Annotated in this window: 24 protein-coding genes; 14 read left to right on the plus strand and 10 right to left on the minus strand. The window is 66.8% G+C overall.

All coding sequences use genetic code 11. The features are described from left to right. Window positions 1–72 precede the first annotated feature (72 nt). Window positions 73–1,023 carry a S9 family peptidase gene (locus tag A5780_RS31290; RefSeq protein WP_064910754.1) on the plus strand — a complete coding sequence of 317 codons (951 nt, stop codon included), beginning with the start codon at window positions 73–75 and terminating at the stop codon, window positions 1,021–1,023. Between the two features lie 48 nt (window positions 1,024–1,071). After that, complete coding sequence (locus A5780_RS31295) at window positions 1,072–1,695, plus strand: TetR/AcrR family transcriptional regulator (RefSeq protein WP_063015575.1); 624 nt, start codon at window positions 1,072–1,074, stop codon at window positions 1,693–1,695. Window positions 1,696–1,776: 81 nt separating this feature from the next. Here A5780_RS31295 and A5780_RS31300 read toward each other — a convergent pair whose 3' ends face one another. From A5780_RS31300 to A5780_RS31310, 3 genes are all read right to left on the minus strand, one after another. Then, window positions 1,777–2,349: a hypothetical protein gene (locus A5780_RS31300; protein ID WP_146098664.1), complete on the minus strand. Its 573-nt coding sequence runs from the start codon at window positions 2,347–2,349 to the stop codon at window positions 1,777–1,779. A gap of 66 nt (window positions 2,350–2,415) precedes the next feature. Further along, window positions 2,416–2,631 (minus strand): hypothetical protein, encoded by a 216-nt coding sequence (locus A5780_RS31305; protein ID WP_063015577.1) that lies wholly within the window; start codon window positions 2,629–2,631, stop codon window positions 2,416–2,418. A 794-nt stretch (window positions 2,632–3,425) separates the two neighbouring features. Continuing rightward, window positions 3,426–4,469 carry a MaoC family dehydratase N-terminal domain-containing protein gene (locus A5780_RS31310; protein WP_064910756.1) on the minus strand — a complete coding sequence of 348 codons (1,044 nt, stop codon included), beginning with the start codon at window positions 4,467–4,469 and terminating at the stop codon, window positions 3,426–3,428. Between the two features lie 473 nt (window positions 4,470–4,942). Between A5780_RS31310 and A5780_RS31315 the strand changes: the two genes are divergently transcribed. Both A5780_RS31315 and A5780_RS31320 read left to right on the plus strand, forming a co-directional pair. Next, window positions 4,943–6,094, plus strand: coding sequence for a CdaR family transcriptional regulator (locus tag A5780_RS31315; protein ID WP_064910758.1), 1,152 nt, complete (start codon window positions 4,943–4,945; stop codon window positions 6,092–6,094). A 56-nt stretch (window positions 6,095–6,150) separates the two neighbouring features. After that, window positions 6,151–8,220, plus strand: coding sequence for an AMP-binding protein (locus A5780_RS31320; protein ID WP_064910759.1), 2,070 nt, complete (start codon window positions 6,151–6,153; stop codon window positions 8,218–8,220). A gap of 3 nt (window positions 8,221–8,223) precedes the next feature. Here the strand turns inward: A5780_RS31320 and A5780_RS31325 are convergent, their stop codons facing one another. Next, window positions 8,224–9,429 (minus strand): oxygenase MpaB family protein, encoded by a 1,206-nt coding sequence (locus A5780_RS31325; RefSeq protein WP_064910761.1) that lies wholly within the window; start codon window positions 9,427–9,429, stop codon window positions 8,224–8,226. A 200-nt stretch (window positions 9,430–9,629) separates the two neighbouring features. On the opposite strand from A5780_RS31325, the gene A5780_RS31330 reads away from it, so the two are divergent. Further along, window positions 9,630–11,144 (plus strand): NAD(P)/FAD-dependent oxidoreductase, encoded by a 1,515-nt coding sequence (locus A5780_RS31330; protein WP_064910764.1) that lies wholly within the window; start codon window positions 9,630–9,632, stop codon window positions 11,142–11,144. On the opposite strand, the gene A5780_RS31335 is transcribed toward A5780_RS31330, so the two are convergent. Beyond that, window positions 11,141–11,764, minus strand: coding sequence for a TetR/AcrR family transcriptional regulator (locus A5780_RS31335; protein WP_231983159.1), 624 nt, complete (start codon window positions 11,762–11,764; stop codon window positions 11,141–11,143). The genes A5780_RS31330 and A5780_RS31335 overlap by 4 nt on opposite strands. 200 nt (window positions 11,765–11,964) lie before the next feature. Between A5780_RS31335 and A5780_RS31340 the strand changes: the two genes are divergently transcribed. Continuing rightward, window positions 11,965–12,207 (plus strand): hypothetical protein, encoded by a 243-nt coding sequence (locus A5780_RS31340; RefSeq protein WP_030513864.1) that lies wholly within the window; start codon window positions 11,965–11,967, stop codon window positions 12,205–12,207. 27 nt (window positions 12,208–12,234) lie between these two features. Here A5780_RS31340 and A5780_RS31345 read toward each other — a convergent pair whose 3' ends face one another. Further along, window positions 12,235–13,017: a CdaR family transcriptional regulator gene (locus tag A5780_RS31345; RefSeq protein ID WP_156769719.1), complete on the minus strand. Its 783-nt coding sequence runs from the start codon at window positions 13,015–13,017 to the stop codon at window positions 12,235–12,237. 353 nt (window positions 13,018–13,370) lie between these two features. Between A5780_RS31345 and A5780_RS43295 the strand changes: the two genes are divergently transcribed. The 3 genes from A5780_RS43295 to tatC are packed head-to-tail and all read left to right on the plus strand — an operon-like array spanning window position 13,371 to window position 15,507. Beyond that, entirely contained in the window at window positions 13,371–13,589 is a 219-nt protein-coding gene (locus A5780_RS43295; RefSeq protein WP_369829564.1) for a hypothetical protein, read from the plus strand. Then, complete coding sequence (locus A5780_RS31350) at window positions 13,568–14,587, plus strand: oxygenase MpaB family protein (protein WP_369829565.1); 1,020 nt, start codon at window positions 13,568–13,570, stop codon at window positions 14,585–14,587. Before A5780_RS43295 ends, A5780_RS31350 begins: the two co-directional genes overlap by 22 nt. An 8-nt stretch (window positions 14,588–14,595) precedes the next feature. Beyond that, window positions 14,596–15,507 carry a twin-arginine translocase subunit TatC gene (gene tatC, locus A5780_RS31355; protein WP_064910770.1) on the plus strand — a complete coding sequence of 304 codons (912 nt, stop codon included), beginning with the start codon at window positions 14,596–14,598 and terminating at the stop codon, window positions 15,505–15,507. Window position 15,508: 1 nt separating this feature from the next. Here tatC and tatB read toward each other — a convergent pair whose 3' ends face one another. Both tatB and A5780_RS31365 read right to left on the minus strand, forming a co-directional pair. Continuing rightward, window positions 15,509–15,967 carry a Sec-independent protein translocase protein TatB gene (gene tatB, locus A5780_RS31360; RefSeq protein ID WP_064910772.1) on the minus strand — a complete coding sequence of 153 codons (459 nt, stop codon included), beginning with the start codon at window positions 15,965–15,967 and terminating at the stop codon, window positions 15,509–15,511. 160 nt (window positions 15,968–16,127) lie between these two features. Continuing rightward, window positions 16,128–16,466, minus strand: coding sequence for a hypothetical protein (locus A5780_RS31365; RefSeq protein WP_064910774.1), 339 nt, complete (start codon window positions 16,464–16,466; stop codon window positions 16,128–16,130). 176 nt (window positions 16,467–16,642) lie between these two features. Between A5780_RS31365 and tatA the strand changes: the two genes are divergently transcribed. The 5 genes from tatA (at window position 16,643) to A5780_RS31385 (ending at window position 21,062) form a co-directional block, all read left to right on the plus strand. Further along, the gene (gene tatA / locus A5780_RS42285; RefSeq protein WP_082976828.1) at window positions 16,643–16,909 is read left to right on the plus strand and encodes a Sec-independent protein translocase subunit TatA; all 267 of its coding nucleotides are present in this window, start codon (window positions 16,643–16,645) and stop codon (window positions 16,907–16,909) included. Window positions 16,910–16,954: 45 nt separating this feature from the next. Continuing rightward, the gene (locus A5780_RS40420; RefSeq protein ID WP_156769720.1) at window positions 16,955–17,230 is read left to right on the plus strand and encodes a hypothetical protein; all 276 of its coding nucleotides are present in this window, start codon (window positions 16,955–16,957) and stop codon (window positions 17,228–17,230) included. A gap of 125 nt (window positions 17,231–17,355) precedes the next feature. Then, the gene (locus tag A5780_RS31375) at window positions 17,356–17,652 is read left to right on the plus strand and encodes a hypothetical protein (RefSeq protein ID WP_064910777.1); all 297 of its coding nucleotides are present in this window, start codon (window positions 17,356–17,358) and stop codon (window positions 17,650–17,652) included. A gap of 281 nt (window positions 17,653–17,933) precedes the next feature. Continuing rightward, entirely contained in the window at window positions 17,934–19,835 is a 1,902-nt protein-coding gene (locus A5780_RS31380; protein WP_082976829.1) for an FAD-dependent oxidoreductase, read from the plus strand. 204 nt (window positions 19,836–20,039) lie between these two features. Next, window positions 20,040–21,062 carry an alpha/beta hydrolase family protein gene (locus tag A5780_RS31385; RefSeq protein WP_064910778.1) on the plus strand — a complete coding sequence of 341 codons (1,023 nt, stop codon included), beginning with the start codon at window positions 20,040–20,042 and terminating at the stop codon, window positions 21,060–21,062. A gap of 55 nt (window positions 21,063–21,117) precedes the next feature. Here the strand turns inward: A5780_RS31385 and A5780_RS31390 are convergent, their stop codons facing one another. Then, window positions 21,118–21,783 (minus strand): sterol desaturase family protein, encoded by a 666-nt coding sequence (locus tag A5780_RS31390; protein WP_030513873.1) that lies wholly within the window; start codon window positions 21,781–21,783, stop codon window positions 21,118–21,120. Continuing rightward, window positions 21,773–22,504 carry a FadR/GntR family transcriptional regulator gene (locus A5780_RS31395; RefSeq protein ID WP_063015578.1) on the minus strand — a complete coding sequence of 244 codons (732 nt, stop codon included), beginning with the start codon at window positions 22,502–22,504 and terminating at the stop codon, window positions 21,773–21,775. Before A5780_RS31395 ends, A5780_RS31390 begins: the two co-directional genes overlap by 11 nt. Between the last annotated feature and the right edge of the window lie 48 nt (window positions 22,505–22,552).

Consider the following 22,552-nt stretch of genomic DNA (forward strand, 5'->3'; position numbering starts at 1 on the left):
CACGTGGGGCGACAGGGCGGCTCGATTGCCAGTACGGTATTCACGAGTGGCTCGAGCAGGAGGTGCCCGCACGTGCTGGGCGTTGGACAGGGTGGGGCGCGCCGGTGGGTCATGGCCGGGGTTCTCGCGGTCGTCGTCGCTGGGATCGGCTTCGGTTCCGTGGAACCGGCGGCACCGGATGGGCATGCCGGCCCGGCGGTGCCCGGTCTGATCACTCAACCGGCCGAAGCCGGTGTGCCGATCCGGATCGCGTACGGCCGCGAGGCCGATACCTTCGGTGACCTGTATCTGCCCGCCGGTGGGCCGTTGTCCGGATCCTCCGGCCGGTGTCCGGTGGTCGTGCTGATCCACGGCGGCGGCTGGGCGCAGTACCGCGACCTGACCCAATTCGCCGCGCAGGCCCGGCAGCTCGCCGAATCCGGTGTCGCCGTGTGGAATATCGAGTATCGGCGGGTCAACGGCGCCGGCGGCTGGCCGGTGACGCTGACCGACGTCGACGACGCCGTCGGCGCTCTGGCCACGGTCGTCCAACAGCGCGCCGGCGGACGGCTCGATCTGGACAACGTCCATCTCGCCGGTCATTCGGCGGGCGGGCAGCTGGCGGCGTGGGTCGCGGGCCGCCGGACCGACGGAGCCGCCGCCTTGCGCGGGCTGCACATTCGCAGTGTGACGTTGATGGCGGCCGTACTGGATCTCGACTACGCGGTAGCCCACGGCAACGACGGTTTCGCGCGCAAACTGCTGGGCGGTCTGCCCGACGAGGTGCCCGACCGCTACCGTTACGCCTCTCCGATCGTCAATCTTCCCAGGGGCGTGCACATCACGGCCGTGCACGGCGACGCCGACCGGGTGGTACCGGTCGAACAGAGCCGCCGTTACGCCGAGGCCGCTCGCCGCGCCGGCGACCCCACCGACCTGCACGTCCTGCCCGGCGTCGGGCACGCCGAATTCACCGATCCCGGGTCGGCGGCATGGGCGGTGGCGCGGGTGGCGATCCTCGCGAGCATCGCGGAATCGGCGTAGCCGGGCACTGTCCCTGCCCCCGGTCGCCGCGACCGATAGTGTGGGTTCGTGACGATCGCGGACAGACAGTACGGCGGCCGTGCGGTGACCGAACGCCGGGCCGAACGCCGTCAGCGCTTCGTCGTCGCGGCGACGAAGGTGTTCGCCGAACGGGGCTACGCGAACTGTTCTCTCGCCGATGTGTGCGCCGCGGCCGGGCTGTCGAAACGACAGTTCTACGAGGAGTTCCAGACCCGTGAGGATGTGCTGACCGCCGCCTACGACCGGGTCCAGGACGAGGCCGCCGCGGCGGTGGTGCGGACGCTGGGCACGCTGTCGCCGGCCGATCCGGCTCGGGCGATGGCGGTGGTGCTGTCGGCCTATCTCGACTCGATCACCTCCGACCCGTACCGGGCCAAGCTGGCGTTCATCGAGGTGGTGGGCGCGAGCGACCGGATGGAGCAGCATCGCCGCGAACGCCGGCACGGCTGGGTCACCCTGCTGGAGATGGTGGTGGTCCCGATCGCGGGCCCGGGCGCGCGCCTGCGGGGTGACGCCGCCCTCTCGGCGAGTGTGCTGATCGGGGCGGTCAACGGCCTGGCCCACGAATGGTTGCTGATGCGGCCCCGACCCGACGTGAGCGAGCTGACCGACCTGCTCATCCCGGTCGCCCTGTCGTTGATCGAGACGTAAACCGCCACGACGGTCGTCGCGACTGTTCGGCGGTGCGTTGTTCCAGCACTCAGCCGTCGTCGCGCATCGACTGATCCGGACCTAGCGCGCGGGATCGAGTGAGTCGAGTTCGGCGCGCAGCCGATCGACCTCCGCGGCGACCTCGTCGCGCAGTTCTTCGCGTTCGGCCAGGCTCAGTCGCAGACTCTCGATGGTCTCGTTCATCGCCGCGAGTCGCCGGTCCGCGCCCTCGAGATGCCATTCGAGCACCGACCGCCGGTCGACGTCGGTACTGGCCGAACCCACCCACTCGACCAGAAAGTCCAGCCACTGCGGTTGCTTCGGCATCGGCTCGTCGTCGTTCCAGCCGCGGCGCAGCGCGGGCTTGGGGGAGAGAACACGCTCACTGTCGCCGCCGTCGGCGGTGGGGGCGTGCAGCTGGATGAGGCTCAGCTTGCCGGCGCTGGTCACCACCGCGGTCACCCGATATCGCCCGGCGAGATGCATTCTGAGTTCGGCGGTGCCGCGGCCGTCGGCGTCCATCGCGCCCAGCCACGGCCCGTGGGCCGCGCTGAGAATCGATTCGAGGATGCCGAGCTGACCGACGCCGCGTCGCAGCCGGGTCGCTCGCTTGCGCAGCTCCTCGGTCGTGGCGGTCATCTGATCCCAGTGCATACCCACGAACATAGTGGCCCCGCCGCGCCGGTTCCCCACCTCCGGTGAAGTGGGGAACCGTCCCGATTACTCCGCAGGGGTCGCGGCCTGCGCACTTCCGCTGGAAAGCGCCTTCACCAGATCGGTGATGCCGGACGAGGAGCCGGTGCCCGTGGGGTCGGGCTCGCCGGGCGCGACCACCGGCGTCGCCGAGGTGGCGTCCGCCGCCGCGACGCCCGCGCCGCCGCACAGCACGGCCGCTGACGCGGCACCGATCAGGGTGAGAGTTCCGAGTTTCTTCATTCGGATGAGGTCCTGTTCCGTGGATGTCGTTGTGAATGCGGCTGCCGCATCGTCCAATTCACTACATCCGGGTGGATCCGGACAGCCCCGAGTGTCCGGGGCAGCAGCGCCGGGGGCCGACACGCGCGTCTCGGGCGTCCCGGTCGTGCCCGAAGGCGGGCGCCCTCGCCGTCATCCGCCGAGATTTCTGGAGTTTCGCCGCCGGTTCGGCGGCGATCGTTTGTGCACTGTCCGGGCTTCGGGCAGACCTGTCGGCGACGACCCCGCGAGCCCGTATCGTGAAGTCCGGCAGCGCAATACCGAGTTGGTCTCCGGTAGCGGCACTGCCGCTCCAGAGGTTGCCGAAGAGGATTCCGTTCCTGCGCGCATTCCTGCGCCGGAATTCGAGGTGTCCGACGCCCCGACCCGTCGGCCACGCCGGCGACCTCTGCGGGCCGGGGCGATGGACCGACCGATCGCCCCGGCCCCTTGCTTTCGGTGAACGGATCGGCGGCGCCGGACGGAAGGCGCACGGTCGCGCACTTCGACGAGCGCAGTGCGACCGAAAATGATGGCTGCGGCGCTTCGGGCCGTTGTCTCGGGCCTCGATAAATGGAGTGAAAACTCGGAGGGATCGCTCGGCGGCCCCGACCGGGGCCTGCTGATCAATGGTAGGAACCGCCGAGCGAATGTGACACCGGCCGCGCATTTCGGCGTCACGATTTTCAGAATAGTCCGGGCGAGACGACCAATTCGATTCTTTTGTTCGCGGTTGGAAAACCGACAACCCGCGGTCTGCGCCGGGACGTGCGCGATCACATTTCGGTCGTTGTGCCGAGGTGTATCCGTGCGCCGGCGTCGGCTGCCGACCGGATATCGGGCAGGTTCACCGCCGCCCACGCGCGCGCGAAGAGGTGCCGGCCTCGGCAGATCGCATCGAGGTCGAGGTCGGCGCTGCGCCCGTCGGAGCTCATTCGTCCGACCGACCCCAGCAGCTCGATTCGCTGCGCACCGGGCGCCGGCCGGACGCAGTGATGACTGAATTCGGCGTGCAACGTGCGCACCATACCGGGGTCTCCCAGCCAGGACACCACGGCTCCCGCGGTGAGAGCCAGTCGCATCAGCCCGGGCGCGGTTCCGATACACAGAGGTTCGTCAGCGCGTGCGACCCGTCCGTCGACCGTGCCGGTGACCGCGACGTACTGCTGCAATTCCCGGCGCCGCACCGTTACCGTGTGCGGGGGCAGTCGCGTACCCGGCGCGGGTGTCCGCAACCCGGAACGAGGCCGGGGCCACCGGGCGAAACCGACCGGCCCGGCGACGTCGGCGCGGTCCTCGACCACGCGCGGATGCCGCCGGATCACGTCGATCGCCGGGCCCTCGAGCCGATCGAACGAGCGGTCGCTGAACAGGTTCGCGGAGCCGGTCTGCAGCACGCGGTCGTCTCTGTCGCGAAGGACCATGGTGACGCCGAGCGAGCGGTAGTCCGGATATCGCTCGAGCGAGTCGATGTAGAGGTCGGTTGTCAGCACGTCGCCCGCCAGCAGAAGCCGGCCGATCCGAATCGTCTGTTCGGCATGCAGAATGCGACGTGGTCGGATACCGGGCGGGAGGATGCCGAGCAGCTCACGTGCGGCGGCGAGCCAGGGCATCGCCGCGAACGTCGGCGGCGCCACGAGCTCCGAGAAGCCGGACCGCGCCGCCGCGGCCGTGCTGAAATGCGCGGCGTGCCGATTGCGCACCGCTGCCGAATACGCCCGTATGCGTTGCGCGGTCACGACATAGCGGTCGGCGGCGCGATAGCGCAACCCGATCGGGCTCCGGTTTTCGTCGGTCTGATCCGGTGCGATGGCATGCATCGGCGTCTCCTTCGCGAGCTTCGAGTCGGCAACGGATCAATTGATCGTCGAGGCGTCGTGCGGGCGGGGTCCGGAATCGGCAGAAATCTGTAGATCGGACAGCAGTGGTCACCGAACGGTTGTGGTGTCGACTTGCTCCGGAAGAAAAGAATCGGTATCGAATCGGCGGATACGGCACGGATAAGGCCAGCCTTGCATCGGAAACGATGATACGCATACAGATGCACGGTATCTTCAGGGGGTCGGAATCGGTCCGCGGCGCAATTCGGACAGCGTGTGTCTACGATGAATCGAATCTTGATTCATTGTTTCATCAGCGGTAGCCTGGTTCCGACCCGGTGATCGGATGCCGGGTCGATCCAGGGGAAGCTCATGTGGATGAATTTCGTATCGAAAAGTCCCACTGCCGCACGCCCGTTACCGCCGGGCCGATCTCGAGCCGAATCCCCCAGCGAGCGAACGGAGTTCGAACGATGCGTGCCTCCACTATCGAGGGAAACCGTTACTCGGGCCGGACGCGGGCAGGCGATCACGACGACCGGCCGTCACCGGGCGATCCCGCGACCGATCCGGCGGCCAAGCGAGCCGGTTTCGAAATCATGGCCGGAATGCTCATCGGCCGGGTGATCGAAGGACGGATTCCGCCGGCCCAATGCAGGCAACTGCTGGCGCTCGCGGCGGAGTCGGCGCGCGACGGGCTGTCGGTGGACAGCGCGACGGATGCGGTGCGGGCTGCGGTCGACAAGGTCGCGCTGGACGGCGCGGGCGGCCGGCTCGGCGATGGGTGCGAGCGGGGCGGGGTAGTCGGCCGATTGGAAATGCTGCGCAAGGATCTCGTCGCCGCCACGTCCGCGGCGCTGGTCCGGGCGCACCCGGACGGCGCCCGTCCGGCATCCATGCGGTCGCTGGCGTCGGTGATCGCCGAGAGCCGCAGTGCGGTGCCGGAACAGCGGTGCGCCTCGTATGCGGTTCTCGCCGTGGCATTTCCACCGCACCCCGACGAGTCGGTGCCGGACACCGCGGAGCAGGCGGCGCGGGAGAAGGTCGTGCGCGTGCATCGAGAACTCGATCGGCGGTGCGACCCCGCGACGACCACGACGCTCACCGAGCACGGCGGCACCATCGTCGTGCCCGCCGAGCTCGGTACACCCCGGCCGTACGACGATCTCGTCGCCGCGGTGGCCCGCGCGGCGGGTGTATCCGTCACCGCGACACTGGTCTTCGCCTCGGTGGCGGATCTACCGGGCGCCACCGATCGCGCACACGAATTGCTGGATGTCGTCCAGCGTCTGGGGCGGGGGCCGGGGCTGTATCGGTTCACCGATCTCGCCCTGGAGTATCAGCTCACCCGGCCGGGGCGAGGGCTCGAGCGTCTCAAGACCATCCTCGCGCCTCTGGAGAATCAGCCTCGGCTGCTGCAGACCCTGGTGGTGCACATCGCGGCCAATCTGAGCCGGCAGCACACGGCGTCGGTCATGAAGGTGCACCGCAACACCATCGACTATCGGCTTCGGCGGATCCAGGAATTGACCGGTTACGACCCGTCGCGACCGCCGGGGATCTGGTATCTGCAGGCCGGTCTGATAATTCGCTCGCTCGGGCACTCCGACGGTTCCGTCGGCTGACCGATCGAGCCCGGTGTCGTCCGGCAGCGTGGCCGGTGCGGAGGGGAGTCCCTGATATGGTCAGCGAGGTTGTCGAATTCGTGCAGGATGTACCGGTTCCGCTCGGGTTGCTGTGGGATGCGCTCGTCGATCCGGAAACCTATTCCCGGCTGTTCACCGGAATCGGCGGCTGCGAACGGCAGGAGACCGTCGCCGACTCGATGTCGCTGCTGTTCCGGATCGGAAGTCCGGAGTGCGGTGTGGTGACCGTTCCGGTGCGGCTCGTTCCGGGACGCCGATACGACAGTCTCGAACTGCACAGTCCGACGCTGGGGAGCATGGCGCTGATCCGTCTGCGCGCGCAGAGCGACGGCACCAGGGTGGCGGTGACCGTCTTCGCGCCCAAGCGTCTGCATCCGGTGATCGCTTCGAAAAACAATGCGGCAGTGGTGCGTTGGCTGCGAGACGGGATCGAGAAGGTGGCACAGCGCTGTCTGGCGGTGCCGACCGCGGTGTGCGACGGAACGTCGCGGTCGCCGGTTCGCCGGAAAGCCGACGTGGTGCGGCAGCTGGTAGCGGCGGGTGTCGTCCGCCCACATCGGCTCGACCACGGGCTGGGGCAGCTGCACGGACTCGCGCGCTGGGGAATCAGCCTCGCCGGCGGATACGCGGCCGCGGCGGCATGTGCGCCGCAGCGCACGGCGATCATCGACGAGCGCGTTCGTCGCAGTTTCGCCGAATTGCATCGGCGCACCGACGATATCGCCCGCGCGCTGCTGGCGCTCGGACTGGACGGATCCGAAAGTGCCGGATTGCTGGCACGCAACCACATCGGCATGGTCGAAACCATGGTCGCCGCCGGTAAGGCCGGGCTGGAACTGGTTCTGCTGCACCCCGGCATGGCCGCTCGTCAGCTGGAAAACGTGTCCCAGCGCCAGCGCCTGTCGGCCGTGTTCGTCGACGACGAGCTGGAGTCGCTGGTTCACTATCTGCATCCCGGGATCACGCGTTTCCGCACGGATCGGTCCGAGCAGGCGGCCGACCGCACCACCCTCGACGAGCTGGCAACCCTCGCGCCGGAGACGGCCTTGCGGCGGTCCAGGCCCGGCCGTCTCGTCGTTCTCACCTCCGGCTCCAGCGGTGCGCCGAAAGGCGCCCGCCGCCCCCGCACCCGCAACCTCGACCCCGTGGCGGCGATCCTGTCGAGGATCCCGCTGCGGATGGAGGAGAACATGCTGATCGCCGCCCCGCTGTGCCATACCTGGGGGTTGGCGATGCTGCAGCTCGGCACCGCGTTGCGAGCGACGGTGGTGCTACCGCGGCGCTTGGATCCCGAAGAGTGCCTGCGCTCGATCGCCGAACATCGCGTCACCACCGTCGTCACGGTCCCGCCGCTGCTGCATCGCATTCTCGAGTTGCCGGCGCATGTGCGGGCCCGCTACGACACCTCGTCGGTGAAAATCGTCGCCTCCGGAAGCGCCCCCTTGTCCGGAGCTACGGTAGTGCGCTTCATGGACGTCTTCGGCGATGTTCTCTACAACGTCTACGGCTCGACGGAGGTGTCGTGGGCGACCATTGCCACACCGCACGATCTGCGGCAGGCGCCGGCGACGGTCGGCCGGCCACCGATGGGCACCACCGTGGCGGTGCTGGGCCCCGATCTGCGACCACTGCCGGTGGGCGCGACAGGGCGGATCTTCGTCGCCAATCCGATGCTCTTCGACGGATACGTCAACGCCCCGCCGCCGGCCGAAACCGAGGACGGCATGCTGGATACCGGGGATATCGGATATATCGATGTCGCGGGCCGATTGTTCATCTGCGGCCGCGGTGACGAGATGATCATCTCGGGTGGCGAGAAGGTCTTTCCGCGGCCCCTGGAGGAGGCGCTCGAGTATCTGCCGCAGGTGCGCGAGGCCGCCGTCGTCGGGGTGCCCGATCGCGAATTCGGCCAGCGCACAGCGGCATTCGTCGTCACCCGGGAAGGCAGTGGCCTCGACGCTCGGATGGTGCGCGACTACCTTCGCACGCGGCACGGGCGCACCGCGGTGCCGCGCGATGTCTCGTTCGTTCCCGCGCTGCCGCGGGGCGAGACGGGCAAGATCGTGAAGCGGCTGCTACCCGCCCCCGAATCACCGAAGCGCTAGGCATTACCGAATCGCCAGGCTTCCCCCGATTTCGGCCGAATCGGCCCCGATCACTGTGCGCAAGAACCGCTCCTGCTCGGTGCGACCGCGGATCTCCGCCCGGATCATGCCGCCGGGCACGACTCGGGCGGTCAGGCAGCGCACGAGATTGACGGGGATGCGCAGCAGCGGATACCACGGTGGAACGAAACGCGGCAGGCCCAGATCGCGCATCGCCCGAGGGCCGAGAAAGGCGCTCGACACGGACAGATGTTGCGAGCGAGCGAGGTGTCCGCGCACGCGCCGAAAGTTCGGGTACTGCCATCGCAGCGGGTCGTCGGCCATCGGCACGGCCAGTTGCGGCGTGGTCTCGTCGGGGTTCGTGATCGCCGTGAGGCAGTGATAGAGAATTCGCACTCCGTCGCGAAAGTTCTCCGGTAGCAGTTCATCTCGTACCCCGATCAACCAGCCGACATAGCGGGTGAGATGTGCCGCGGCGGCCATTTCGCGTGGCGTCGGGACGATGCCCATGGCCATGGCGCCCACGAACGGCGCGATCAATGCGCCGACCAGAGTGGCGGCCATATCGGTTTGGTTGATCGGCAGCCCCCACTCCGCCTCGCGCCAATCCGGCATGGCGGCGACGTGCCGGCGGACGAAGGAGTGGATGAGGCGGACGCGGATCGTCGAGCGATAGCCGAGCCCGCGGTCGGCCATGCCGTCCTCGGCGGTCACGTCCAGTGCCCACTGCAGAGTTTCGGCGAATCGCCGGGCCGGGCCCTTCTCCAGCGCGCCGGTCCGGATCAGTGTCTTGTTGAATCCGGACGCGAGATAACCACCCAGGAACGACACGTCGCGCGCGATGTACAGACCATCGGCGCCTCCCATGCGGAACACCCGCTCGCCGTGCCGGACCTTTTCGCGATCCACCCAGCCGGGCGGTGTTTCGACCAGGTCGAAGAATTCGCGCAGCGGTTCGGGCGCGCCGGGGGTGTGCGCGATGCCGGCCCGCAATGCCTGTTCGAACAGTGGGCGGGTCCGGTCGGTGCCGGCGGTAACCATCCACTCGACCAGGCGATCCATCGGCTCGTCGCCGATTCGAAGCGAGTCGCCCAGATGTCGCCACTGCTCGGGCGAGGGCTTGCGCAGGCCCAGCGCGAGGGCGACGGGCCGCAGTCCGGGGACCTTGCGGGGTGAGGCGGGGTGTCGGAGTGGAATTCCGTTGTCCATCGGTGTCCCTCGCAATGCGGCCGGAATGTATCGAAGATACGAGAGTCGTTGCATTGAGTCAACAGTCGGTTCGCTCGTGATCCTTGCGTGAATGAATCAAAGAATCAATACTTGTTGCAATAGTTCATCTGCGTTAGGTTGGTGCCGGTGACGAATCGGAACCCTTTCCGGGGCAACGGGTTCGGCGACAGGAGCGCGAAGTGCAGAGTAGGCAGCCGTCGATCGCGATCGTGGGTAGCGGTTTCAGCGGAATAGGACTGGCCATCCGCCTGAAGCAGGCAGGTTTCACGAACCTGACGATCTTCGAGAGGGCCGGCGACGTGGGCGGGGTATGGCGCGACAACACCTATCCCGGAGCGGCGTGTGATGCGCCGTCACACCTGTACTCGTACTCGTTCGAGCCCAATCCCGACTGGACGCGGCGGTTCGCCGACCAAGCGGAAATTCATCGGTACCTTCGGCACTGCGCGACCCGGTACGACGTGCTGCGGCATGTGCGCACGAACGCGGAGGTGCTCGCCGCGGAGTTCGACGGCTGCACCTCGAGCTGGCGACTGAAGATCGAGGGTGGGCACACCGCTCGCGCGGATATCCTGGTGTCTGCGTGCGGTCAGCTGAGCCGTCCGGCCCGGCCCGACCTACCCGGCCTGGATTCCTTCGCGGGCACGGTCTTTCACTCGGCGCAGTGGGATCACGGGCACGTGCTGCACGGCCGTGACGTCGCCGTCGTCGGCAACGGCGCCAGCGCCATCCAGTTCGTCCCCGAGATCGCCGATCGAGCCCGAACGCTCACGGTCTTCCAGCGGCAGGCGCACTGGATCACTCCCAAACCGGATTACCGGTACCCGTGGCTGCGCCGGTGGGCGAACCGGCGGATTCCTTTGCTGCAGAAGCTTTCTCGACTCGCGGTGTTCCTGTGGTTCGAGGTCGTTCTCAATCCGATGCTGATCTCGGCCCGCGGCCGGCGGATTCTGTCGTGGCCGATCCGGGCCTGGTGCACCTGGAACTTGCGTCGCATTCGCGACCCCGAGCTGCGACGGGCGCTCGAACCGGCATACGAGGTCGGATGCAATCGAATACTGACCTCCGACGACTACTACGACGCGCTCGATCGCGCCGACACCGGCCTCACGACCAGTCCGATCGTCCGAGTGGAACCGACAGCGCTGGTCACCGCGGACGGTGTGGTGCACCCCGCGGACACGATCATCCTGGCCACGGGCTTCCGGTCGCACGATTTCGTGGCGCCGATGCGGATCGCCGGGCGTGACGGCCGGGACCTCGTCACATCCTGGCAGGGCCGTCCCCGCGCCTACCTCGGCATCACGGTGCCGGGCTTCCCGAATTTCTTCCTGATGTACGGGCCGAACACCAACGTCGGCTCGGGATCGATAGTGCACATGCTGGAAAGTCAGATGGCCTACATCGTTGCGGCGGCTCGGGAGGTGAGCCGAACCGGCTATCTGGAAGTTCGCGAGGACGCCCTCCGGAATTTCGACGACGCGGTCCAGCGCCGATTGGCCACCACCGTGTGGAACGCCGGCGGCTGTCACAGCTGGTATATCGCCGCCACCGCCGGCGGCCCCGCCAATACCAACAACTGGCCGGGGTCGATGCTCGGGTACCGCGTGCGCACCCGGCGGATCCGGACGGCCGATTACCTTGCGGCACCGCCGATCACGCCGGACGCATCGAGGGATCGCAACGGCGGCTAGGAGATTCCTGATTTGACCATGGGCACGATGGTGGTCCGGACGAAGGAGCGAGCCAGTTCGTCGTCGTTGAAGTTCATGCCGCCGTTGGGCGTCAGCAGCAGCGAATGGGCGAATCGAGCGAGGAGTTCGGCGACCGGAGCGATTGCGAACTGTCCGATCGCGCCCGCCTTCTGACTCCGCCGCAGGACGTGTTCGATATACCCGATCCCCATGCTCACCAGTTCCTGGCCGCGGACGGTATAGAACTCGACGGCTTCTTCCGGGGCGACGTCGAGCAGTTGAGTTGCCAACGGGTGCGTTCTCGTCTGGCGAATGATGAACAATACGGCTTCTTCGATTTGAATATCGACGTCGGGGGTGGATCGCACAATCCTGCCGACCTCGGCCAGGACGCGCTCGATCTCACGCTGCAAGACCGCGTCGACCAGATTTTCCTTGATTCGGAAGCGCCGATAGATCGTGACGCGATTGATTCCGGCCCGCCGGGCGATGTCGTCGAGGCTGGCGCGTCGGATACCCACCTGGAGAATCCGCTCGAGAGCCGCATCGAGTATTGTCTCCTCCAAATTGTCGCGCGTCGGCATGCACCGACAATACATAGTTTGTTGCGTTGCGGCCACTTGACAGGACCGGGGGAGCGCCTCGCCGCTGATCGCCGCACGATGTTCGGGTGCACCAATGGTGCGTTCTCCGACATGTGACCTGCCTAGCGGATGGTCGGCATCGTTTCGCTGGGCACGTGACCGACTTACCGTGGTAACAGAATCGATTGCCACCGGCGATCTGAATCGAACCCGTGTGGATGCAAAGGAGCATGCAGATGGCGGGCACCGCAGATTCTGCCGACAACGGATGTGGGTTACGCGACGAGCCGACGAGGCGAATAGTCGTCTACTTCGAAGGACACAATCCGGGCGAGCAGATAGTTTTGGAATTCGCGGCAACGTATATCGAAGCTCGCGAATTCACGGCGGCGGCATTGGCCGACGGATTGGCCATTGCGGTGGACGGAAAAGTGCGGCCGAGCCTGCGCCGACTGCCGTGTCGCCGGCTGTGGCGCTGACCCGCCGGTCGTCACCGGATTCCGGAATTACGGATGAGCATTCCGATAGGCGTGTACCACCAGAGCCGATTGCAGATGCCACAGATCTGCGAGGCGGCTGGGATCGAGACCGGTGAGCTCTTTGACTCGGCGCAGGCGATAGTCGACGGTGTTGCTGTGGATATTCAACGCCCGCGCCGTCTGCTGCCGGTGAAAATTGTTTCCGATGTGCTGGCGCAACGTTCTCATCAGCTCGGGGTGATCCGTGATCGGATCGACGATGCGCGACAGGTATTCGGTGGCGGCCCCGGGGCGCGTCAGTTGATATTCGAGAGTCAGGTCTTCGAAGCGATAGAGCCGGGGCCGGTAATGCAACCGGCACGCGATATCGAGTAGTTCGTGGGCGAGGTGGGTGGTCCGGGGGATCGAATCGATCAGGCTCGGGACCGCCACCGCGGTGACCGGTGCCCGTGCGGTCCGCCGCAAATGTTCCATCAAACCGCTCGGGACATCATCTTCCGCCTCGTCCGCCGGAACGAGTACGGTGCCGCCACCGACACCGACGAGCGGGAGCGTGCCGGGGCCGCAGGTCCGGATCACCGTCCGTTGCAGGCGCGCGACACCGTCGAGATCGGCGTGATCGGGCGGGCGGCTGATCGTAATCGCCAGTGCGACAACGGTGTATTCCTCGGCGATCGTGATCCCGGCCGCGCGCGCCGTCGCGGCTGGATTCCGGCCGCCGATCAGTAGTGCGCTCAATGCTTCCGCGGCACGGTCGGGCTCGCCTGCCGCGGCGCGCAGCCGCTCCGGATGAGACGCGGTCGCGATCACCGGCGCCGCGGAGTCGGTACTCTCCGTCTCGGGGCTGCGCGATCGGCCGTTCGCCGGCCGGCGCCCTCCCGGATCGGTTTCTGTGATCTCACGGTGGAGCGGGTGGCCTCGCAACGTTCATCCCCTGACAATGTGTTCGTCCACACGATCGGACTGCACGACATTTTAATGGTCATGCAACAGATAATCAACACTTGATTCATTGTAATTCTCGCCTATGTGGAGTAAGGCATCACAATGTCCGCGGCTGTTTCGCAGTATTGTGAAACCAACACTGTTGTAGCATTGATACAACTTTTGTATCTTCGGTGCGTACGAGTCCGACCGACAAAAATGGCTCGAAGGAGATGCGCATGAATCCGGCCGTTCCGCATCGGCACCCCGACTCACCACGCAAGGTTCCGGGCCTGCGGCCGTTGGCCGTGCTGCTCGGCATCCGGCCGCCGTCGCACGAGCGATGGCACCTGCTGGGCGAGGCGTTGTGGATCGGGGATCCGCTGATGGACGAACTCGTCGAATGGATGTTCGCCTCGGAATCGCCGAGGCTCGTGTGCTGTTCGAGAGAGCGTTGAGCGACGGAATCGCCGGTGTTCCCGAGGCGCCCGCCGAGCTGCGGGCATTCTTCGCCGAGGTCGAACGACTGCCCCCGTGGCTGGACTACGACAAGATCGCCTGTGCGGAACAGGCCTTTCGCCGCGGCGGGAGCGACGGGCTCTACATCGCGCGGGACGTGTCGTTTCTGGGCGGCTACCTCGCGTCCGGATTCAACCAGACGTTGCTGCGCACCGGAGCGCTGGAGAAGGGCCCCGGTAAGCGGTTCGCCGAAACGCTGCAGTGGGCCCTCGACGTCACCGCGGAAGGCGGCATGCTGCCGCAGGGCATCGGGTACCGATCGACCGTTCGGGTTCGGCTCATCCACGCGATGGTGCGGCGCCACCTCGCGTCGATGCCGGATTGGCGCGCGGCGGAGTGGGGGCTGCCGATCAACCAGACCGATATGGCCGCGACCCTCATCGGCGCACTGATCGCCCCCGTCGTGGGGGCCGTCGCGCTGGGGGTGGTGGTGACCCCGCGCGAACTGGAGGCTGCCGCGCACCTGGCCCGCTACGTGGGCCGGCTGATCGGAGTGGAGGAGCGGTTCCTGCCGACCGACTTCCGGGATGCCGTCCGCATCCTCTATCACAGCCTGTCGGCCATCACCAGTCCCGACGAAACCAGCCGCCGGCTCGCCCTTCCGATGGCGGATGATCCGTTGCACTGGCATTTCGATCGATTTCCCGGAATCCGCGGCAGATTCGCCCGGGCGCAACATCTGTCGATAGCGAGCACCTTCCTCGGGCCTTCGGCGATGCGAAGACTCGGGCTGCCGGCTCGCTGCCGGCCCTGGTATCCGCTGATGCGCTTCCCGGTCAATATCGTTCGTGGCATCACGGCGCGACTCACGCCCGGTGGACTCGACCGCGCCGCACGGCGCGGGCGCCGTAAGCAGGTGGCCTTCCTGCGCACCCTCGTCCCGAACGAGCCGGTCGTCGTCGGCGGCTCGATTCGGCAGGTCGGCGAAGCGGTGTAGGAGGGCGTATGGAACTCCGGCAACCGCTCCTCCGGACGCGCCGGCGGCGCAATCCCCGAGGGGTCATGCCGCTGGTGGACCATTTGCGGGAACTGCGTTACCGGCTGCTGGTTTCCCTTGTGGCGGTAGCACTTACGACGGTCACGGGTTTCGTGTGGTACGGCCACGGGGTGGCCGGCGTCGAGAGCCTGGGCGAAATCCTGCGCGGGCCCTACTGTTCGCTTCCCGCCCACGCACGCGCGCAGCTGCGCGCGGACGGTTCCTGCCGGCTGCTCGCGACCGCGCCGTTCGAACAGTTCACGCTACGACTCGAGGTGGGCCTGGCGGTCGGAGTGGTGGCGGCCTGCCCGGTATGGCTGTACCAGCTGTGGGCCTACATCGCGCCCGGGCTGCACCCGAACGAGCGTCGATACGCGATCGGCTTCGCCGGCGCCGGATCGGTGTTGTTCGTCTCCGGCGCGGTGCTCGCCTATTGGGTTGTGGCCCACGCGCTGTCGTTTTTGCTGACCGTCGGTGACAACGTTCAGATCAGCGCGCTGAGCGGCACCCGGTATTTCGGCTTCGTCGTCCGGCTCCTGGTGATCTTCGGCGTCAGCTTCGAGATGCCGTTGCTGATAGTCGGTCTCAACGCCCTCGGTGTGCTCGGCTACGACCGGTTGCGGCGGTGGCGGCGCGGAATCATCTTCGGGCAGTTCGTTTTCGCGGCGATCGTCACGCCGCAGGATCCCTTCTCCATGCTCGCGCTCGCGGCGACGTTGACCGTGTTGTCCGAGGGCGCGATCCAGGTGTCACGGATCGGCGACCGCCGCAAGGCCCGGCGCGCCGCGCGGCGCGCGGCCGAGTTGCCGGATACGGCGGCGTCCTCGGTGCCGCTACCCGAGCCCATAGCGCCGGCCGGTGAGGTGTCGCCGCGCGAATGATTCAGGTGGCGTCGGCATCGATCGGCGGAAGATCGGGCGGCGGTTCCGGCTCGGCCGTGCTCAGCCACGCGCCGGGCCGGACCACGCCGCAGTTCGCCGGATCGACGAACTCGACCGGAGCGACGATGCGGTGGCCCGCGGAAGCGACCGGCTCCGCCGGGGCGTTCTCGAATTCGCCGGTGAAGATCGAATCATCGCCGTCCAGAAGGTATTTGGTCGTGATGTCGCGCGGTGACATCTCCCGCAACTCGTTGAGCTGTGACAGGGGTTCGCGAAACCGATTCACCTCGGGCCCGAGTTCGGACCGGAGTTGTTCGGCGGTATCGCTGATGTAGTTCCGGGCCTGGCGGACGGAGTTCATCGTCCATTGGATCGCCCCCGGAAGCCGCTCCGGGCCGAGGATCACGAGCGCTGCGATGAGCAGAATTACCAATTCGGGCCAGCCGATTCCACCGAACATGCGCCGAGAGTAGCGAGAACGCGCGGCAGTCGATTCGCATCGCGCCGAAAGCTGTGCTGATGCACAGCATATTATGATTGTTTATTGCGCAACCCGAGATATTTCGCCCGACGGCTTCGCGCGGGACGATTCCGGGGATACTCTTTCGGCGCATCGAAGATCAGCCGCGCAGAGAGTTGATCGAACTCATGAATACATTCGGAAGATTGATGGCGACTGCCGCGTTCGCCGGCGGAGTGGCACTGATGGCGGGCCCGGCGGGTGCCGCGACGGGTCCGGTGCCGACGGCGACGCCGGTGGACAGCACCGGGTCGTCGATGGACGGCACCGGATCCGCGTCGTTGCTGCCGTCCGGTGGGGCGGGGTCGTCCTCCCCGGCCGCCGTCGACGGGACCGGTTCGTCGATGCCCGCAACCGGGTCCGCGATGATCGACTCGTCGCTCGGCATGCTGTGCTCGCTGACCGGCTCCGCGATGGGGTCGGCCGGCTCCTCGGCCATGTCTCTGCCGGGTTGCTCCTGAGTACGGCGAGCGCGGCTCGCTGACCAGGTTCGGCGCTGCCGTGTCCACGACTCCGGGCCGCTCGGATGCGGCCCGGAGTCGTGGTTTCACCGCTCCGGCGCGGCGTCGCGCCGGGCAGGCCGTTGACCATTCGAAGAGAGGGAGGTTGTCGTTCATGGGTTCTCTGAGCGCGACACATTGGCTCGTCATCGCGGGATTGTTCGTGGTGCTGTTCGGGGCGAAAAGACTTCCGGACGCGGCCCGAAGTGTGGGTCGATCGTTACGGATTTTCAAGAGTGAAGTACAGGAAATGCAGGCGGGTGGCGCAGGGACGCAAACCCCCTCATCCGATGGCGCGGCGGCGTCGAACGCTGTATTCGAGCCCGGCGGAAAGCTTGTGCACGGTCACGAATCCTCTTGCGGCACTGATGAATTCGGATAGTCTGGCGTCGGTCAAACAAAGTCCGCCGCGCAGAGAGTTGTTCGAATGATGAGTGCATTGAAGAAAGTGTGTGCGGCTACCGCGATAGCCGGCGGGTTGGTGATGGCCGCCGGACCGGCCGGTGCCGCCTTCGAACCCGCCCGTGGTGGGTCGCCGATCGCCGCCACCGGCTCCGGGGACACCGGTTCGTCGTTGCCGAGCACCGGGTCCGGCGGGGTGGACCAGGTGATCCAATTCGCCTGTGCCTTCGCCACGGGAATCACCGGATCGGCAGCCGGGTCCGCGGGCTCCTCGGTCCCCGACATCCCCGGCTGCAGCTGATCGGGCGAGCGCTCAGCGCTCGCTCTTTTCCGGCTGCACAGCAGCGTGCGAACGCCGGACCGCGCCGTGGTCCGGCGTTCGTGACAGTCGAACGAAATCAGCCGCGCAGAAGGTTGTTTCATCACATGCATGCTTTCGAGAAGATCTGTGCGGCCGCCGCTGTCGTCGGCGGCCTGGCGCTCGGAGCGGGAGCGGCCGGCGCCACGCCGGGTATCGCGCTCGCTCCCGCGGAGCCGTCCTCTGTGGACGACGTGCAGACAGGTTCTACGGCCGGACTGCCGTCGTTGCTCAATTCCGGTGTTCCGGATCTGGGTTCGAGCGCGGGATCGGTCGGTGCTTTTCCGGCGCTGGGAAGCTTCAGTGCCGACCTGGGCCTGTGCGGCCTGACCACCGTATCCAGTATTCCGATCTGCCCGCAGTGACACTCGGCGGTCGGCGACGGTGGCAGGTTCCGCCTCCGTCGTGACCGGTCGACGGCAATGCCCACCCCTGCCTCCGGGCCGGGGTGGGCATTGCCGTCTCCGCGGCGGGACCGGGTTGCCGGCTTCGGGCGGCAAACAATTGGGGCAGAACATCTTTCGACAGGCGAGAAGCAATTTGTAACGATGCACCAATATGCGATTCATTGTTGACCTGCGTCACTGCCGTGCATAGAGTGAGCTCCACTCGACCGCTGGCCTGCTGTCGATGAGGACGGATTTCCATGGCCGACTCCGAAGTAAATCGCCGCAAAATCTTGAAGGGCGCGGCCGCCGGCTCGCTGGCGGTAGCCGCCGCCGCGGCGGCGGGCGTTGCGCACGCGCAACCCTCGACGACGGCGAGCCCGACTCCGTCGGGTACGCCCACACCTTCCGCAACCCCGACAGCGCCGGGAACCGCGACACCGTCGCAGACGACCACTCCCGCGCCGTCGGCGACCCCCTCGACATCGGCTGCCCCGCTCACCACGGCGTCGGCTCCGGGACAGAATCGCGTCGCCATTCTGGGCGGAGGTCCCGCCGGACTGACGGCGGCACACGAACTGGCCGAACGTGGCTTCCACGTCACCGTCTACGAGCGGCGAGGGTGGGGCGGCAAGGCGCGGAGTATGGATACGCCGCTGCCGGTGGCCGGCGGCCGCAAGCCGCTCCCGGGGGAGCACGGTTTCCGCTTCTTTCCCGGCTACTACCGCTGCATTCCGGACACGATGAGCCGAATTCCCTTCGAAGGCAACAAGAACGGTGTCCGCGACAACCTCGTGCCGGCTCCGACGGTCACCGGCGAGCAGAAGGGCGGCAATATCACGATTCCCTTCGGCTTCAGCACGGGCGACGTCGCGACCGCGGCGAATCTGGAATGGCTCGTCAACACTCTGGCGGGCGGGATGTACTGGATTCCCAAGTTGCCGTACGGCGATCTGATCACCTTCGCCAAGCGGCTGCTGGTGTACTTCACCAGTTGCGACGATCGCCGGAACCAGCAGTGGGAGAAGACGCCGTTCAAGGAGTTCGCGAAGATCAAGCCGGGCTCCAACCCGAATTACCAGCTGCTCATCTCCACGCTGGCCCGAACGCTGGTCGCGGCCAACGAGAACATCGCGAGTGCGAAGACGATCTGCGGGCAGGGCGAGAACTTCCTACTCAACATGCTGGGCCGCAACAACGGTGGCCTGCATACCGACAACGTCCTGAACTCGCCGACCAACGAAGTCTGGATCGATCCCTGGATCGACTATCTGAAGCAGATCAACGTCGATCTACAGCTCGGTTTCGACGTGCAATCGCTGACGGTGAAGGACGGCAAGATCGCCTCGGCCACCCTGAAGGATCCCTCCGGTGCGACGTCGGACGTCGAGGCCGACTGGTTCGTGCTCGCGCTGCCGCCCGAGCGGGTCACCGCTCTGTTCAGCACCGAGATCCTGCAACTGGACCCCGATCTGGACAAGATCAAGAAGCTGTTCGTCGACTGGATGACCGGGATCCAGTTCTACCTCAACACCGATGAGGTCGAAGCGCCCGGCCATATCGGATGGATCGAGTCGCCGTGGCGGATGTCGGGCATCTTCCAGAGCCAGTTCTGGAAGAAGCGCCACGACATCGCGAAGGATTTCGGCGACGGGAAGGTCAAAGGCATTCTGTCGGTGGACATCTCCGACTGGCATACCCCCGGCCTGCAGAACAAGAAGCCCGCCGATCAGCTGAGCCCGGAGGAACTGGCCAAGGAAGCCTGGTACCAGATCACCAAGACCTCCGACCACATCAAGTCGAACCATCTGGTGGGCTGGTTCCTGGATCCGGGAATGGCATGGGACGGTTCGAAATACACGAACTCGGACCCGCTGCTGATCAATACGGCGGGCTCGTGGGAGAACCGCCCGGGCTCGATCACCAAGATTCCGAACATGTTCCTGGCCGGGGACTACTGTCGCAGTGAAATCGACCTCGCCACCATGGAGGGCGCGTGCGAGGCCGGTCGTAATGCGACCAACGGAATTCTCGACGCGTCCGGATCGACGTCGAAGAAGGCGATGATCTGGCCGAAGGTGACGATCAGGGAGTTCGACGGTCTCCGAAGCCAGGACGCGGGCAACTTCCGCAACGGCCGGCCGAACATCTTCGACAACTGACCGCCCGAACGCCTTCGTTCCAGCCCGCGTATCGCCGGCCCTGAATCGGTGCGCCTCGCACCGATCGGCTGATGCGCCGACTCCCGCTGGAGCGGAGTGCAGGTGTCGGGACCGGCGTCGGCCCGATACCGGCCCGAGCGGCCCGGAACTCGTCCTCCGGGCCGCTCGGATGCTCCCGCACTTTCGACTATCGAGGACAAACGAATGAAGCGTGCTGCGCTCGGTCATGTGACAGCTCTGCGGATCACGATGGCATTGCTGGCCCTCCTGTTCTCCACGGTGCCGGCCTGCGGGAGCGCCGCGGCGGCGCCCGACCGCCGGCCGGAGGTGACCGATGTCGTCATCGAGGGCCGCACGTGGCATCTCACGGTGTACTCGGCCGCGATGGACAAGGAGATCGCCGTCGATGTCCAACGACCGGCCGACGAGTCGCGGCCCGCGCCGAACCTCTACCTGCTCAACGGTTTGGACGCCGGCCAGGGAAAGATGAACTGGAAGGGCCAGACCACGGCGCTGCAATGGCTGGCGGACAAGCAGGTCAACGTGGTTCAGCCGATCGGCGGCCGGGGCAGTTACTACACGGATTGGCTGCGGCCGGATCCGGTCCTCGGCGTCAACAAATGGAAGACCTTCTTCACCACGGAACTGCCTCCGCTGCTCGATGAGACGCTGCACTCCACCGGCCGCAACGCGCTGACCGGACTGTCGATGTCCGGCACGTCGGTTCTGCAGCTGGCCGAGGCGGCGCCCGGCCTGTGGAAAACCGTCGCCGCCTATAGCGGATGTGCGCAGATCGCCGACCCGATGGGACGGCTGGCGGTGAAACTCGCCGTCGAGCTGTGGGCCCGGGGCAATACCGTGAACATGTACGGTCCGCCGGACAGCCCGCTGTGGGCCGAGAACGATCCGGTCCTGCATGCCGAGAAACTGCGCGGCACCCTGCTGTACCTCTCCAGTGGCAGCGGCATCCCGGAGGCCGGTGATGTCCGGAACTACTCGGACAACGCACCCGGTCCGGTCGGGGGAGCGAATCTGGCGCTCGGCATGATGATCGAAGGTGCGACCGATCTGTGCACACACAATCTGCAGGCCCGGCTCGATGCGCTGGGCATTCCGGCGACCTACCGCTTCACCGCGACGGGGACCCACTATTGGCCGTATTGGGAAGCGGCGCTGCACGATTCCTGGCCACTGCTCGCCCGGGGCATGGGGGTGCCGGGCTACTGAGCGGCCGGCGGCCGGGTTGCCGGCCGGGGCCGTACCGCAGTGCGGTGCCGAGGCTTCAGCGACCGGTGCCGTGCAATGCCGTGGCGGTGCGGGAATTCGGTGTCGACGCCGGATCCGGGTAGGTGCCGAGCAGCCGGTCGGCGGTGCCGGAGCTGGTGACGGTGAACCAGTAGTGCTCGTTCTTGAAGTGATGCAGCCGGTGGTTGCGCCGGACCGCGGTGTAGAGGCGAGTGCGGGGCTGATAGTCGGTGTGGATCAGGTAGTGGGTCCACTCGTAGCCCAGGCCCAGTACGCCGACCACGGTGAGGAAGGTCAATCCCAGCCCGATGCGTGGAAAGGCCAGTGCCGCAACGACAACCAGCGCAGGGAAGAGCCAGAGGAAGGTCTGCCACGGGATGAAGATCAGATCGACCCGGCGTGGGTCGGCATGGTGTTCGCGATGTTTGCGCGCGAGCAGGGAATCCAGGGTGAGACGGCCGATCCGGCGGGGGCGCCAATGCAGAATGCAGACGTGGATCACCCACTCCGTCACCGGGAAGAACGCCAGCATCACGCCGGCGACCAGAGCATCGGTGAGCTGCCAGTCGCCCACCGCGATCCGGGCGGCGAGAGCGCCCGCCAGCAGTGTGGTGATGATCCACGGCGAGGGACGGCGCACGAAGACGCCGAAGGCGTCGGGCAGCGTCGTGGTCCGGCGGTGGGAGCGGGTCTCAGCGGTCATCGTCCGCACCTTCCATCGTGCGTACTACAGTGTCGAATTGTGTTGCGGCCACTCGCAACAGTGTGTCCGCGGCGGCGCGGGCCGCGTCCGGGTCGCCGCCGACGACGGCGGCGGTGAGCCGGCGGTAGTGGTCGATGCTGCCGACCTCGGCGGCCATCACACCCGCCAGCGCGACGATCGCGGGCTCGTAGACCTCGCGCAGTGTGTTGAACAACAGCCGGAACACGATCGAACCGGTGCCGTCGACGATGTGATCCCAGAACTTCAGCGCCTCGAGTTGCTGCGCGACCGGTTCCTGCTGTGCGGCAAGCGATTCCAGGCAGTCACCAAGTTCGGCGTGCAGCTGTGTGCCGCCGTGCTCGGCGGCCAGGGCGGCCACCTCCCGGCCCAGGACCAGTCGCGCCTGCAGGATGCTCGCGACCACGGTGTGGTCGAACTCGCCGTTGCGCACGATCAGCCGCGGCAGTAGATCCAATCCGGCCGCGCGGCGGAAGTCGCGCACCGTGGTCGCCCCGCCTTGACGCACGTCGATGAGGCCGGTGTGCGCGAGTTTGCGCAGCGCCTCTCGCACGGTCGGCCGCGACACTCCGAGCGCCTCGGCGAGCTGCCGTTCGGCCGGCAGGGTGGCGCCGGCCGGAAGTTCCCCGTCGAGGACCTCGGTCACGAGCTGGTCGAATACCGCGTCCGGGACCGTCTGCCGGTCGATCCGCTGAAAAGCCATGAACGGACGGTAATCCCCGCAGCGGTCAGAGGTCAAGTGGTCAGACCA

It is taken from the genome of Nocardia sp. 852002-20019_SCH5090214, assembly GCF_001665865.1.
Taxonomy (GTDB): Bacteria; Actinomycetota; Actinomycetes; order Mycobacteriales; family Mycobacteriaceae; genus Nocardia; species Nocardia nova.

Coding starts and splice junctions, on each gene's coding strand:
- A5780_RS31310 (WP_064910756.1), bottom strand. CDS start 4,469: ATGCATGCCATCGCACCGGATCAGACCGACGAAAACCGGAGCCCGATC.
- A5780_RS31380 (WP_082976829.1), top strand. CDS start 17,934: ATGGCCGACTCCGAAGTAAATCGCCGCAAAATCTTGAAGGGCGCGGCC.
- A5780_RS31390 (WP_030513873.1), bottom strand. CDS start 21,783: ATGACCGCTGAGACCCGCTCCCACCGCCGGACCACGACGCTGCCCGAC.
- A5780_RS31325 (WP_064910761.1), bottom strand. CDS start 9,429: ATGGACAACGGAATTCCACTCCGACACCCCGCCTCACCCCGCAAGGTC.
- A5780_RS31305 (WP_063015577.1), bottom strand. CDS start 2,631: ATGAAGAAACTCGGAACTCTCACCCTGATCGGTGCCGCGTCAGCGGCC.
- A5780_RS43295 (WP_369829564.1), top strand. CDS start 13,371: ATGAATCCGGCCGTTCCGCATCGGCACCCCGACTCACCACGCAAGGTT.
- A5780_RS31395 (WP_063015578.1), bottom strand. CDS start 22,504: ATGGCTTTTCAGCGGATCGACCGGCAGACGGTCCCGGACGCGGTATTC.
- A5780_RS31320 (WP_064910759.1), top strand. CDS start 6,151: ATGGTCAGCGAGGTTGTCGAATTCGTGCAGGATGTACCGGTTCCGCTC.
- tatB (WP_064910772.1), bottom strand. CDS start 15,967: ATGTTCGGTGGAATCGGCTGGCCCGAATTGGTAATTCTGCTCATCGCA.
- A5780_RS31340 (WP_030513864.1), top strand. CDS start 11,965: ATGGCGGGCACCGCAGATTCTGCCGACAACGGATGTGGGTTACGCGAC.
- tatA (WP_082976828.1), top strand. CDS start 16,643: ATGGGTTCTCTGAGCGCGACACATTGGCTCGTCATCGCGGGATTGTTC.
- A5780_RS31300 (WP_146098664.1), bottom strand. CDS start 2,349: ATGCACTGGGATCAGATGACCGCCACGACCGAGGAGCTGCGCAAGCGA.
- tatC (WP_064910770.1), top strand. CDS start 14,596: ATGGAACTCCGGCAACCGCTCCTCCGGACGCGCCGGCGGCGCAATCCC.
- A5780_RS31385 (WP_064910778.1), top strand. CDS start 20,040: ATGAAGCGTGCTGCGCTCGGTCATGTGACAGCTCTGCGGATCACGATG.
- A5780_RS40420 (WP_156769720.1), top strand. CDS start 16,955: ATGATGAGTGCATTGAAGAAAGTGTGTGCGGCTACCGCGATAGCCGGC.
- A5780_RS31365 (WP_064910774.1), bottom strand. CDS start 16,466: ATGGCCGAGGAGCCGGCCGACCCCATCGCGGAGCCGGTCAGCGAGCAC.
- A5780_RS31375 (WP_064910777.1), top strand. CDS start 17,356: ATGCATGCTTTCGAGAAGATCTGTGCGGCCGCCGCTGTCGTCGGCGGC.
- A5780_RS31315 (WP_064910758.1), top strand. CDS start 4,943: ATGCGTGCCTCCACTATCGAGGGAAACCGTTACTCGGGCCGGACGCGG.